Source organism: Pedobacter sp. GQ55, from assembly GCF_059758925.1.
Genome location: NZ_JCAXEI010000002.1, coordinates 487,786 through 501,426, shown reverse-complemented (window position 1 = coordinate 501,426; position 13,641 = coordinate 487,786). Strand labels below are relative to the sequence as shown.

General features: G+C 37.4%; 14 protein-coding genes. 5 read left to right on the top strand and 9 right to left on the bottom strand.

Annotation, left to right across the window (positions count from 1 at the left end):
• Positions 1–8: 8 nt before the first annotated feature.
• From AC6CH7_RS07010 to AC6CH7_RS06995, 4 genes are all read right to left on the bottom strand, one after another.
• On the bottom strand, positions 9–323 hold the full coding sequence (locus AC6CH7_RS07010) for a hypothetical protein (RefSeq protein WP_498261999.1): 315 nt from the start codon (positions 321–323) through the stop codon (positions 9–11).
• 1 nt (position 324) lies between these two features.
• Positions 325–681 carry a VOC family protein gene (locus AC6CH7_RS07005; protein ID WP_498261998.1) on the bottom strand — a complete coding sequence of 119 codons (357 nt, stop codon included), beginning with the start codon at positions 679–681 and terminating at the stop codon, positions 325–327.
• Positions 682–721: 40 nt separating this feature from the next.
• Positions 722–1,309, bottom strand: a complete 588-nt coding sequence (locus tag AC6CH7_RS07000) for a PhnA domain-containing protein (protein ID WP_498261997.1) — start codon at positions 1,307–1,309, stop codon at positions 722–724.
• A 142-nt stretch (positions 1,310–1,451) separates the two neighbouring features.
• Complete coding sequence (locus AC6CH7_RS06995) at positions 1,452–3,080, bottom strand: ABC-F family ATP-binding cassette domain-containing protein (protein ID WP_498261996.1); 1,629 nt, start codon at positions 3,078–3,080, stop codon at positions 1,452–1,454.
• 148 nt (positions 3,081–3,228) lie between these two features.
• Between AC6CH7_RS06995 and AC6CH7_RS06990 the strand changes: the two genes are divergently transcribed.
• The 3 genes from AC6CH7_RS06990 (at position 3,229) to AC6CH7_RS06980 (ending at position 4,942) form a co-directional block, all read left to right on the top strand.
• Positions 3,229–3,798: a HEAT-like fold family protein gene (locus AC6CH7_RS06990; protein ID WP_498261995.1), complete on the top strand. Its 570-nt coding sequence runs from the start codon at positions 3,229–3,231 to the stop codon at positions 3,796–3,798.
• 109 nt (positions 3,799–3,907) lie between these two features.
• Complete coding sequence (locus AC6CH7_RS06985) at positions 3,908–4,486, top strand: nitroreductase family protein (RefSeq protein WP_498261994.1); 579 nt, start codon at positions 3,908–3,910, stop codon at positions 4,484–4,486.
• 3 nt (positions 4,487–4,489) lie between these two features.
• Entirely contained in the window at positions 4,490–4,942 is a 453-nt protein-coding gene (locus AC6CH7_RS06980; protein ID WP_498261993.1) for a 3-oxoacyl-ACP synthase, read from the top strand.
• Position 4,943: 1 nt separating this feature from the next.
• Here the strand turns inward: AC6CH7_RS06980 and AC6CH7_RS06975 are convergent, their stop codons facing one another.
• Together AC6CH7_RS06975 and AC6CH7_RS06970 are read right to left on the bottom strand one after the other, a co-directional pair.
• Positions 4,944–5,789, bottom strand: coding sequence for a polysaccharide deacetylase family protein (locus AC6CH7_RS06975; RefSeq protein WP_498261992.1), 846 nt, complete (start codon positions 5,787–5,789; stop codon positions 4,944–4,946).
• Entirely contained in the window at positions 5,789–6,673 is an 885-nt protein-coding gene (locus tag AC6CH7_RS06970) for a polysaccharide deacetylase family protein (RefSeq protein WP_498261991.1), read from the bottom strand. The genes AC6CH7_RS06975 and AC6CH7_RS06970 overlap by 1 nt, the downstream gene beginning before the upstream one ends.
• A 132-nt stretch (positions 6,674–6,805) precedes the next feature.
• Here AC6CH7_RS06970 and AC6CH7_RS06965 point away from each other — a divergent pair, with 132 nt between their 5' ends.
• Positions 6,806–9,310 (top strand): S9 family peptidase, encoded by a 2,505-nt coding sequence (locus tag AC6CH7_RS06965; RefSeq protein WP_498261990.1) that lies wholly within the window; start codon positions 6,806–6,808, stop codon positions 9,308–9,310.
• Positions 9,311–9,331: 21 nt separating this feature from the next.
• On the opposite strand, the gene AC6CH7_RS06960 is transcribed toward AC6CH7_RS06965, so the two are convergent.
• The 3 genes from AC6CH7_RS06960 to AC6CH7_RS06950 all read right to left on the bottom strand — a co-directional run bounded on the left by AC6CH7_RS06960 (position 9,332) and on the right by AC6CH7_RS06950 (position 11,783).
• Positions 9,332–9,616 carry a hypothetical protein gene (locus AC6CH7_RS06960; protein ID WP_498261989.1) on the bottom strand — a complete coding sequence of 95 codons (285 nt, stop codon included), beginning with the start codon at positions 9,614–9,616 and terminating at the stop codon, positions 9,332–9,334.
• A 332-nt stretch (positions 9,617–9,948) separates the two neighbouring features.
• Positions 9,949–11,055, bottom strand: coding sequence for a C1 family peptidase (locus AC6CH7_RS06955; RefSeq protein ID WP_498261988.1), 1,107 nt, complete (start codon positions 11,053–11,055; stop codon positions 9,949–9,951).
• 119 nt (positions 11,056–11,174) lie between these two features.
• Complete coding sequence (locus tag AC6CH7_RS06950; RefSeq protein WP_498261987.1) at positions 11,175–11,783, bottom strand: outer membrane beta-barrel protein; 609 nt, start codon at positions 11,781–11,783, stop codon at positions 11,175–11,177.
• Positions 11,784–12,169: 386 nt separating this feature from the next.
• Between AC6CH7_RS06950 and AC6CH7_RS06945 the strand changes: the two genes are divergently transcribed.
• Entirely contained in the window at positions 12,170–13,633 is a 1,464-nt protein-coding gene (locus AC6CH7_RS06945; protein WP_498261986.1) for a glycoside hydrolase family 130 protein, read from the top strand.
• The last annotated feature ends 8 nt before the right edge of the window (positions 13,634–13,641 follow it).

Here is a 13,641-nt window from a genome sequence, read left to right as displayed (position 1 = left end):
TATTCATTTTAATTACCAGTAGAATTTGGTAATAATGACAAATACAATGAAACGAGATTTTCCCATTCTTTTTCCAGAGTAACATTCGGTCTCGATTGCCCTGCCCGGTTGTACCAGTAATCAGCATTCCATACATCTCCCTCTTTTCTGTGCAGATAGGCGTGTACGTGAGCAGATTGTTTATTGCTTAGGTGATCTACCAGATCGTGTGCTGTTTTCCAGTCTCCTTTTCCCTCATACCAAAGCGCCTGCAAATGTGCAGGTAAGTTTGAAGGTATCTTTCCGCTGGCTAAAGAATCTTTAAAATACTGAATACTGATCATATTATCTTCCCTGGTGCAGACTTAACCTATTACCATCAGGATCTTTTACGGCGGCAAAACGACCCCATGGGGTTTGGTCAATGTCTCCAACTGTGATTCCTTTTGCCGTTAGTTCTGCTTTGTCTTTATCAAGATCATCAGTTTTTATCACAAGACCATTAATGCAACCAGCAGGCATATTGTCAAACCAGGTAACCAGAGTAATGGAAACAGGGCTGCCGGGAAATCCCATCTGAATCCATTTTTTATTACCTTCAAAAGGGGCCTCTACAATCACTTCAAATCCCAATTGCAGATAAAATTCTTTTGACTGCAACTGGTCGGTGACGGGAATGGAAATAATTTCAATTGATTTCATAATTAGATCAATTTTGATGGCTTTATTTTATGATAGCAAATTAGCTTTGCTTCCGTACATATTTGGTAAGAATAACAATCAGCTGACCTTCAACACGGCCTTCTATCTGTTCCTTATTGTCATCAACTAATTTAATGTTTTTTACCACTGTTCCAAGTTTTGCGCTTATACTGGATCCTTTAACATCAAGTGTTTTTATAATCACCACTGTATCCCCGTTTTCCAATACATTATTATTAGAATCTTTATGGAATTCAACTGCCGAATCATTTTCATGATCACCGGTAGCTTTGGCCCAGGCCAAAGTTTCATCATCAAGATACATCATATCCAGATTGTCAATTGCCCAGCTTTCCTGCCTTAATCGGTTTAACATGCGCCAGCTCACTACCTGTACTCCGGGAACTTCACTCCACATACTTCCACTAAGATACTGCCAGTGTTTGCTGTCTAATAGCTCTTTTTTTTCAATCTGCGCTAAGCACTTTCCACATGTCACAACACATTCTTCGGCTGTATTTTGAGTTTGAGGAGGGACCTCATAAATGCTAAGATTGTCCTCAGATCCACATAATTCACACTTATTCTCACTTCTTTCAAGCAGCTGTTCTTCCAGTTTCATATTCATAGTTGACAAAACGCGAAGATAATCATTTTAATTTGCTGGGGCTCGGGTAACCTGCGATAAATATTGCCAATTGCCATAAAACAAGAAAGGCCATTTTGTATTACAAAATGGCCTTTCTTGTTCGAAATTAAATAGAATTTCTCTATTTAATTTTATATAATGAAGCACGCAAAGCTGCTACATCTTCACTTGAAATATATTCATCGTAGGTCATCATCTTATCAATTGTTCCGTTAGGGGTTAATTCAATGATTCGTGTTGCTACTGATTCTGTTAATGCATGATCTCGCGAGGTAAACAATGCTGTTCCTTTAAAATCTTTTAAACCATTGTTTAATGCAGTAATAGATTCAAGGTCAAGGTGATTGGTGGGCTCATCAAATAACAATAGATTCGCATGTCTTAACATCATTTGTGAGAACATACAACGCATTTTCTCACCACCTGATAACACCTTTACATTCTTAAGCACTTCTTCACCAGAGAAAAGCATTCTGCCAAGGAAACTTCTTACAAACTGCTCATCCTGATCCGTTCCTGAATATTCACGAAGCCAGTCAACCAAATTCTCATCCTTACCCGCAAAATATGGCGTGTTGTCATTAGGGATATCGGCAACGTTAATGGTTACTCCAAATTTAAACTCACCTGTGTAGTTTTTCTCACGTCCGGTTAACACATTGTAAAACGCAGTGGTAGCAAGACTGTTTTGAGAAAGAACGGCGATCTTATCACCTTTATTAACCATGAAGTTGATGTTTTTAAACATCACATCACCGTTTAAAGTGCAAGAAAGATTTTCTACCTGTAAAATCTGATCTCCAGCTTCTCTGCCAAGATTGTTAAATAGAATGGCAGGATATTTTCTACTTGAAGCTTTAATTTCAGAGATATCAATTTTATCTAAAGCTTTTTTACGTGAAGTTGCTTGTTTTGATTTAGAAGCATTGGCACTAAAGCGCTGAATAAATTCCTGAAGCTCTTTAACCTTCTCCTCTAATTTTTTATTCTGATCACTGCGTTGTTTTAAAGCAAGCTGACTTGATTCGTACCAGAAAGTATAGTTACCAGAGTAAATGCTCATTTTGCTGAAATCGATATCGACAATGTGCGTACAAACTGCATCTAAAAAGTGCCTGTCGTGGGACACAACTAACACAATGCTTTGGTAATCAGCTAGGAAGTTTTCCAACCATGCAATGGTGTCGATATCCAAATCGTTGGTAGGCTCATCAAGTAATAAGATGTCAGGATTTCCAAATAAAGCCTGTGCCAGTAACACACGTACTTTTTGGTTACCATCAAGTTCTTTTAATTGTTTATAATGGTGTTCTTCTTTAATACCCAAGTTACTAAGCATGGTAGCGGCATTACTTTCCATATTCCATCCATCCATCTCGGCAAATCTATTTTCCAGTTCACCTGCGCGCTCACCATCTTTATCAGAGAAGTCCTCTTTTAAATAGATCGCATCTTTTTCCTTCATGATTTCGTACAATTCCTTGTGACCCATCATTACAGTTTCAATAACACTAAAATCATCAAACTCATAGTGGTTTTGTTTTAAAACGGCCATTCGTTCTCCGGGAGTAAAAGCTACACTACCAGTAGTTTGGTTTACTTCGCCAGAAAGAATTTTAAGAAATGTTGATTTACCAGCCCCGTTGGCGCCAATTACACCATAGCAGTTGCCATGATTGAATTTTAGGTTAACATCTTCGAATAAAGTGCGTTTTCCGTAACGGAGTGATAAATTTGAAACTGAAATCATATTGCTGAAAAATAAGTTGCAAAGGTAGGCATTATTTATAAAATCATTAAGATTTTTAGCGATCTGCCGGATGCCTGGTGGTTTTATATAAGTTTAAAGTTCAAAATTTCTAAATTAGAAAATCAGATGCTGATTTAAAATAATTAATGTGGATAAGGAAGAGTTAATAGTAAGGCTTAGTACATCAATGGAGTTTCAGATGGTGACCAATTTAACCGGTATTATTGAAAGTAATGATCTAAAAATAAGTGACCTGCTGGGTATTAGTTTTCATAAGAAAAAAGAAGTTGCTTTTAGGGCTGCCTGGATGTTAGAGTATTTGATGACACATAAGCCTGATCTGTTTGTTGCTTATATACCAGAGCTTATATCATTATTGGCCAAACAAAAGAATCCTTCGGCGATGAGGCATTACGCTAAAATTATTGCTTTGCTAACTGATAGAAAGGCCCCCCATATATATAAAGATAAAGCTGCGACAACTGATTTTGAACTTGTGATTGATGTTTTGTTTACCTGGCTTGTAGATACAGAAGTGCTTGTGGCTACCAAAGTACACTGTATGCAAACCCTGGCAAACCTGGCACCCCGGTACGATTGGATTAAAGACGAGTTGCTTGATACTATAGATCACCTGGTTGATATTGAAAGTGTTGCTTTTTTTGGCAGAGCCAAGCAAATTAGAAAGCAATTAAAGAAGGTTCAGAAGAAAGTTTAATGCTAAAACTATTACACGGCACAAACATTTCCATTGGGTATAAGTTCTATTTTTGCCATTTACGTGCTATAATTAAAAAGTTAGCATAGCATTTGGAAGAGATATTGGAATGGAACAAGAAATAGAAATTTTAAGCAGGATTATTAAGCGCAGACGGAGTATTTTCCCGGTGAGTTATACTACTCAGGAGATACCTATTGCGGTAATACAGCAAATTTTGGAAAGTGCAAATTATGCACCTACTCATAAATTAACACAACCCTGGCGCTTCATCGTTTTCAGAAACGAGGGGAAAATTAAGCTTGGTAAAGAGCTCGCCCGCCTGTATAAGGAAACTACACCAGGTCATCAGTTTTTACAAAAAAAGTACGATAGCATTCTTGAAAAGACAGAACAAGCCAGTTGCATAATTACATTAAATGCCGAATTGCATTCAGATAAAGTGCCCGAATGGGAGGAACTTGCAGCCCTGGCCTGTGCAGTTCAGAATATGGCACTTACTGCCGAGGCCTTAAATGTGGGCGCTTACTGGAGTTCACCAGGAATGATTGCAGATCTGAAGGATTATCTTAACTTAGGGGAACAGGAAAAATGTTTTGGGCTTTTTTATATGGGATACCATAACGAAGAATCCCGAGACGCAATGCGTACTCCTATTGAAGAAAAGATTAAATGGATAGAATCATAATTTATGCAGGATATTAAAGAAACACTATATCGACTTTGTTTAAACTTTATAGAGCAAAGAATTCAGACCGCTGAAGTTGCATTGCAACAGGCACGCGAAGCGAGTAACGATGATACTAAAAGCAGCGCGGGTGATAAGTATGAAACCAGCAGAGAAATGATGCAGCAGGATATTGACAGAAACAAGCGCCTTCTTATAGATGCTCAGGAAAATTTAAGATTGCTAAAAAGTATTGAGATAAATCCTGAGTCCGAAATTGTAAGACATGGCAGTTTGGTGTATACCAACAACGGGAGCTTTTACATTAGTGTTAGCGCAGGTCAGCTAACTCTTAATGGTAAGGCTATTTTTGCTATTTCCCCTTCGTCTCCCATAGGCAAATTGCTTTTGGATAAGAAGAAAGGGGATGCGTTTAGCTTTAACGATAAGAAATTTGTTGTTGAGGCCGTTGCCTAAACTATTTAAAACTCTTATTTATACTATGATAAAGGTTCTTAGCAGTATAAGTTCCCGGATCAATAATGCGTCGGATGGTAAAAAGCGGATTAGTCTCATCTCTCTTTGTTGATAAGATGAATGCCGCTTTAAACCCGTGCTCTTTTAATTTATGTAAGGTTTCTGGTTTCCATACCCCATATGGATAGGCAAAATATTCAACCTTTTTGCCTGTAATTGTTTCCAGTGTTTTGGTCGGCTTATCTATTTGTACTTCCCAATCTTCATCAGTAAACTCAGTGAAGTTTTTGTGATTCCAGGTATGGCTTGCAATCGCATGGCCCTCATCTGCAAGGGTCTTTATTTGCGATTTGCTCATGTATCTTGGCCTTCCTATAGATACTGTCATGATAAAAAATACACCCTTAAAATCATATTTTTTTAACTCGGGTGCAGCAACAGTAAACTGATCTAAATCCGTATCATCAAAGCTAATGATGATTGGTTTTTCAGGAAGTTTAACCCCATAATTCAGATAATCATAAAGCTGGTCGGGCAAAATGGTATGATACCCGCTATCAGCAAGCATTTTAATATGCTGTTTGAAATTTGTAGGAGGAATAATGTCATCATGTGCCCGTTTCGAATCACTTGTTTTCCAATCTCTAATTTGATGATAACAAAGAACAGGAACTTCCTTTCGGCTTAAAACCTCGGCCGGGGGAGCGTCCTTTTTAGGTGTATTATTAGTTTGGGTAGTGTCTTTATCGGGATTAGCTGAAGCAGAACTAGTTCGACTTTGGCCGGCATTTGTGCAGGCTGAAGCTAATATCATTAAGCCGGCACCCAGACTTAAAAGTAGTTTCATTAGAAGCTTTTTACTATGCTGTTATGTAGGGTTTTAGGACTCCAGTAACCACTCGCAATAATCCTTCTTACCGTATACAACGGATAATTCTGATCGCGTTTATCAGCAAGAGAAAAGGCCATCCTAAATCCACGTTTTTTTAGCTCAGGGAAACCTTCAGCATTCCATAAACCAAAAGGATAAGCAAATTCAGTCATTTTTTTGCCGGTAATCTCTTCCAGTTTTTTAGTAGGCTTATCCAGTTGTTCTTCCCAGTCTTTTCCTTGGTATTTCTTGAAATTCTTATGATCATAAGTGTGACTTCCAATTATATTTCCATCATCAGAAAGTTGTTTTATCTGCTCTTTGGTCATGTAATCCACAAACTTGCCCTTACGGCCAATAGATACTGTCATGATAAAATAGACTGCTTTAAAACCATATTTTTTTAGAGTTGGGGCAGCAATTGTAAACTGATCCATGTCTGTATCATCAAAAGTAAACATGATCGGTTTGCTCGGTAATGGAGCGCCAGTATTTAAATAGGCATATAACTGATCAGGTAATATAGAGTGATAACCACTATCGGCAAGCATTTTAACCTGATCTTTAAAGTTTTGTATTTCAACAATGTAGTCTTTACCTACCTTGCCATCTGTTGGTTTCCAGTTACGAACCTGGTGGTAGCATAAAATAGGTACCTGTTTGCGGGCAAGTATGGTTTTAGCATCAGCAACTTTAATTTTGCTTGCATCAATTTTAGCGGCCTGTACTTCTTCCTTTGATGAGGTTTGCGTTAAAGTATCTTTAACATCCGCGTTATCGGTGTTAGTTTGTGATTTAGACTGGCAACTGGCAGTAAAAATTGCCGCTGCAGCTAATAAAGGTAGAAGATGCTGTTTCATTTATGATTATTTGTGGCAAAACTATGAAATCAACTGCTATTTTATTGTATTAACTATCATATTTATTACAAATAAAGATTCATTCTTCTTTAGTATTAATCAATAATTTAGCCGTTTTAATTAACAGTTCAAATGAAGAAACTTTACATTGTATTTTTATTGCTTATTAGTGCAGGTTTTAGTGCGGTTTCGCAAACCAAAACTTTTACAATAACAGAAGCCACCACCCAGGCACCGAAGGCAAATTATCAGCTTGCCTCCCGGTTTTCGCCCAACAAACTTAAAAAGATCATTTACTCAACAGCTGTTGATCCGCACTGGTTAAAATTAAGCAATCGTTTTTGGTATGAGTATGAAACACCAAACGGTAAGCTTTGGTATCTTGTTGATCCGGCAGCTAAAAGCAAAAAGAAGATTTTTGACAATGCAACGCTTGCTGCGGAAATTACCACCATCATTCGTGATCCTTTTGATGCCCAGCACCTGCCTTTAGAAAATTTTAAGTTTTCAAGTGATGAGAAGCAAATCAGTTTTGAAATAAAAAGTACTATTGATGAATTGAAGAAAGACCGAAAGGATAAGAAAGATGCAGATTCTATGCAGAAAAAGGTGTTCTACTTTAACTATGATATTGCAAATGCAAAGCTTAGCGAGGTGCCAAATTATACCAAGCCTAAAGCAAAACCCTCGTGGGGCTCAGTAGCACCAGATTCTTCGGCGATCATCTTTAGCAGAAATTACAACCTGTACTGGATGGATAAGGAAAACTATAAAAAGGCAGTAAAAAATGATGATGATAGTACCATTGTAGAACATCAGCTAACAAAAGATGGGATTAAGTTTTATTCTTATGGTAGTGATGGAGATGGCGAAAATAACGAAGAACAGGAGAAAAATAATAAGAAGAGACGTAGAGCTTACGTGCTATGGTCGCCAAATGCAAAATATTTTGTGATCGACAGAACAGATTCCCGTAAGGTAAAAGATCTCTGGGTGGTAAACAATATTACTGCCGGCAGGCCTACATTAGAAACCTATAAATATCAAATGCCAGGTGAGTCTGATGCCCCAATTGATGAACTTCTTTTATTCAATTTTGGAAGCAAAACTTTTAAGAAACTAAACACTGCCGCTTTTAAAGATCAGAGTGTATCTGTTTGGGCAGCGCCTTCTTTAAATAAAGACCGTGATAATGAATTCAGACCTTCAATATGGCTGGGTAATAACAGTAAAATTTATCTTTCACGAACCAGCAGAGATTTAAAACGAGTTGATGTGTGTACTGTTGATATCAATACCGATGTGGTAACTCCGGTAATTGATGAACGTTTTAATACTTATGTTGAAATTAACCGTCCGGGTTTGGTAAACGACGGAAAAGAAATTATCCATTGGTCTGAAAGAGATGGATGGGCACATTTTTATCTTTTTGATGGCAATGGCAAATTAAAGAACCAAATTACAAAAGGCGACTTCCATTGCGAAAGCATCGTGAACATCGATGAAAAAAACAGAGTATTGTATTTTACAGCAAATGGCCATGAGGCTAAAGAAGATCCGTATTACCTGCATTTATATCGCATTAATTTTGATGGGTCTGGAATGAAACTGCTAAATCCGGGAGATTTTGACCATGCCATAAACATGAACGACGAGAACAAGTTTTTTGTAAATAACTTCTCTAGAGTTAACACAGTCCCTAAATCTGTACTAATGGACAATACAGGTAAAAAGGTGATGGACCTTGAAACAGCCGATCTTTCTTTATTGATGGCTACCGGTTATAAATTTCCGGAACCCTTTAAAGTAAAGGCTGATGACGGTGTTACTGATATTTATGGGGTAATGTATAAACCTTTTAATTTTGATCCCACTAAAAAATATCCAATTATAGAATATGTATACCCCGGCCCTCAAACCGAAGCCGTAAATAAATCGTTTAGCAAAAGCATGGATAGAACTGATCGTTTAGCGCAGTTTGGTTATGTGGTAATTACTGTAGGCAATAGAGGAGGAAACCCAGCAAGATCTAAATGGTACCATACCTACGGTTATGGAAACTTACGTGACTATGGCTTGGCTGACAAAAAGGCTGCTGTAGAGCAACTGGCAGACAGGTATTCATTTATCGATGCCAGCAAGGTTGGTATTACCGGTCACTCGGGTGGTGGTTTTATGTCTACAGCTGCTATGCTTGTTTATCCTGACTTCTTTAAAGCTGCGGTATCAAATGCAGGAAACCACGACAACAGCATTTATAATAGGTGGTGGAGTGAAAAGCATCATGGCGTAAAAGAAATTGTTTCGGCCAAAGGCGATACTACATTTAAATATAGCATTGATAAAAATCCTGATCTTGCTAAAAATCTGAAAGGTCATTTAATGTTGATGACAGGCGATGTTGATAATAATGTGCATCCGGCAAATACCATTAGAGTAGCTAATGCCTTAATGAAAGCCGGCAAAAGATTTGAATTTGTCATCATACCGGGGCAACGCCATGCGTTTGGTGATTTAACCGAGTATGCTTTCTGGAAGCTGGCCGATCACTTTAATAAGTATTTGATTGGCGACTTTTCTCAATCTGATCATGTAAATGTACTGGAGATGGATAGGGAGGTCGAGCTGAAGAAATAAAATAAAAAGGGAGCAATTAGCTCAGTTATGGTCGGAAGAAATTCTGGCCATTTTTTTTGTTAAAGTGCTATCAACCCGAATAAGGCTATATTTCTCTCTTTCGGTTAGGGAGTACAATTCGGAAAACTGATCATAAATGCATTCATAGATCTGCTTGAAATAATCGGGGTCTATTTTGGAAAGCCGCTCTGAAATGAAACTTCTACGTATCCTTTCATCCTCATCAAGCTTGAAAAGCATTTTAAATACAGAATAATCATTAAAGGTATCCTCTAGTGTTCGCTGACTCAGCTTTTCGTTATCCAAAATGCCGTAAAGCAGTAATAAAACAACTTATTTCCGTGCAGCACTTTCGCGTAGTGATCGATCTTGGTTGTCAGAGACAAATTTGCTATTAGCGGTTCGGGGATGTATCCTGACAGCTGTTTTATGCTAGTGTTATGGTCTTTAAAAATGGCCAGATCTTATTGATTGTCAGCTGTTAAGATACAAATAAAAAGCAAGAAAATCAATATAGATATCTGATAATCAATTGTTTATTAAAATAAAATCAAACCACTTGACACAAAAAAGTCGGAAGAAAAATCTTCCGACCATGACTGAGCTAATTGCTCCCTTTTTTGTTTTATGAATTGGCATTATTTTATGCCTAACTTGCTTTTTAGTTCCTTTGTAAGTGCTGCTTTGGGTACTACAAGACTTACTGTGTTAATTGCAAAATAAGGTTCAGATACTTCTATGTAACCTTTAAAAGGTCCAACATCTCCCCATGAGTTTTTAACCTTAAAGAATAGTTTCCCATTTGCTGATTGCGCAAGACCAATTAAATGCATCAGGTGGTCATCCTGAGTGGTTAAGTTCTCGTACAATTGCTGACGTAGCTCCGGTGTATATGCCATCTCTTTTACATCAGGGTTTAATTCAGTTTGTTTCGCATCCGCTGTATCAGCGAATAACATAGCATACCCTTTTTTCTGCTGAAAGTTTCTGCTGCTCACATCGGCGTCCCACATAATGGTGTATCCATTTTTTACTGCAGTGGTTGTCATGTTTACCATTTCTGCCAGTGGAAGGTTGTAAAACGATCCGTTTGCGAAATTGTCCGGTGCTTCCAGAACAAACTGGCTATAGTAAGGGTGGTGAGTAAAAGAAGTGATGTTTACATAATCGTTAGCATCAAATTTTAATACCTCTTTAGCAAAGGTTTGTGCAGTGTAGCTTTTGCCTTTATAGTCAAAATTAGCTGGTGGAATTCCAACTTTCTGATCAAGAATTTGTTCGTAGCCTTTTAGCCATTCATTATCTAGCGGGCGTTTTTTAAGTACGCCATCAAGATATGTTTTTAATGCCGTTTCCAAGCCGGTGTGATCAGGTGTTTCACCGCTAACACCCTGAAAAGCTTCCTGAGGCATTGCACCATAAAGAGATATAGAGCGTACTAAATCATGACCAAGACCACCTTCACCAAACTGAGTTTTTCCCTGACGAAGAATGTAATTCTTAGCTTTTTCTATGTAAACGTTGCGTGCAGTAAACATTTCCGATAGGTTCAGTTCTCCTAAACCTTTGCGCAGTCCTTCTGATTCAATCAGGGATGTTGTAGAATAGTTCCAGCAAGTGCCAGACTGACCTTGATTTTTAACCGAAGTAGCAGCGTTTTCTTTTAAAGTTTTTAAAGTGCTATTCTGTGCTTGTGCAGATAAAATAAATCCGAACCCGATTGCAAATAATATAGTTTTTTTCATTTTGTTAAGCTAGTTTTCCAAAAATAGTAAACCATTATGAGTTTTTAATAAAAAAGATGGTCATAAAAAAAGCCCTCGCTAAAGCGAAGGGCTCTTTATCTAACCAAATGTAAAGTTTATTAAAAGTGGAATTGGATACCCAATTTAGGTTGGAAAAAGTTAGCTCCAAAGCTAAATGAATCGGAACCAGCACCTTTTATTTTATCGCCATCACCGTTTTCTAAACGGTAGTTGTTATAGCTTAATCCGTTTACTGCAAACTCGATACCGATTTTTTTAGTTGGGAAGAAAGCAAAACCCGGAGACAATGCTACACCAATTTCAGTACTAGAGCCAACTTTATCGCCTACTTTACCAGCAGCATCTACAGCTTTAGCAGTTCCGAACTCCATTGGTACAGATAACTGACCGAAGAATTTGAATGATTCAGATAAGTTAGCATAGTAACGGCCAAAAGGACTTACTACAAAGGCTTGGTTTTCTAGCTTACCAACTTGTTTGTCATAGCTATAACCTACGCCTGTACCCACTGCGATGTTATCGCTTACAAAGTATCCTACGCTAGGTACAATTGCAAAACTTGTATTTGATTTAGCACCATCTGCATCAGATTTGTTTGTGTCAAATGCTACGTTACCACCAACAATAATTTTTCCTTTTTCAGTTTGTGCTTGAGTAGTAAATGCTAATGCAGAAACTGCAACTAATGATAATAATAATTTTTTCATTTTCTTATTTTTTAATTTATAATCTGGTCGTCCGTTAGTTTTTATATTCTGACCATTTACGTTCTATAGTCAACAGCTGTGCCAAAACATAATCTGCTTTATTTCGCTGGAATCGTAATTTTTTGTAACTCGCTAATTGATAGTGAAATAAAATTAATGCGGGACTTCAATATTATTTTAGGCTGACAATTAACAATTAATTGTCATTTAATTAACATGGGTATGTATAGTCAATTTGACTATTATTGTATAATTGTCAGTAGTTGTAAGGGCATTCTGGCAGAATTTACATCAGTTTATTTTAAATGTGCCAAACCATAACGGCGCTTTCGTTAAAAAAAATTATATTCATAAAATCATTGTACCTACTAAAGTGTTATAACACTATGAGATTATTAATAGAACGAAAGCCCGTAAAGGTTTATCCCGATCCAAAGCGCGTAATTGCACGATTCTTTTTTAATGGTGATGAACGGGCAATAGAAGTTATCAAAAAGGTAATGGAGCTGACAGAAACTGAAGTTTTTGATATTATATCACCCTTACTTCAAGAGTATTCCAAAAGACATAGAAGCATTACCAAAATCCTGAATAGACATTGTAAAAAGGTAAAAGAATGCATCGAGAGTGCTGGATTCGATTACGAAGAACTTGATAAATACCACAAGCTGCTTATTGGTTCCTATTTTACTCATGAATATTCTATAGAATCTGCAGCTTTTTTTAATCCATCGGTTGTTGAAGATCCTGACCAGTCTGATTTGGTAGAAGGTGAAAGAAGAGTGATTATTAGTTTTAGGGCTGTAGGCGAGGGGCATATTTCCTCGGTGGTATTTAGAAGAGCACTGATCGATCGCAATCACGACATTACAGTAATCCCTGCGGGGAATTATATTGATGAGGCGGAAGTAGTAAAAAATGCCATTTATAATAAAAAGCTTTTCCTTAAAAAAGCGGCAGATTCCAAGATAGATCTTGAAGTGTTGGATGAGGTAGGTTTAAAACTAGAAGATAAGTTTGATTATGCTACGCTGCGAAGAATTATTCTGGATTCTAAAAGTCTGCAGGAAACGGATTTAAAAAAACTGGAATATGATAAGGTACTCTGGTTATCTGATACTTATCATGAGATTAGTTTTTCAAGAGATACTGATATTTCAGATCGTGTAATTTTTCCCATTTCTGAGTTCGAACGTAAAGGCATAGAAGATGCAAGGTTTGTTCGCTTTGTTAAGGAAGACGGCGCTGTAATTTACTATGCCACCTACACGGCGTTTGATGGAGCTATGATTATGCCTAAGCTGCTGCAGACTACAGATTTTTACGATTTTAAAATCAGCCCGCTCCATGGGATAGGAGCACAGAATAAAAATCTTGCGTTGTTTCCAAGAAAGATCAATGGTAAGTATGCAATGATGTCGCGTATTGATGGTTTTAATAATTATTTGATGTACTCCGATAGGCTTACCGTTTGGGATAATCCCGTTAAACTTCAGGAACCTAAATTCTCCTGGGAATTTATACAGATAGGGAATTGCGGCTCCCCAATTGAAACTGAAGCAGGCTGGTTGGTTATTACACATGGTGTTGGCCCAATGCGCAGGTATTGCTTAGGGGCAAGTCTTTTCAATTTAGATGATCCATCTATAGAAATTGGCAGGTTAAAGGAACCATTGGTAATTCCGAATAATGATGAGCGCGAAGGCTATGTACCCAATGTACTTTATTCGTGCGGTTCTATCATCCATAATGGAGAGCTGATTATTCCTTACGGATTGTCCGACTATTGTTCGTCATTTGCAGGCGTCAAAATAGATATTTTACTGGAAAAACTTAAAGGCTCCAAATAATAGAAGGA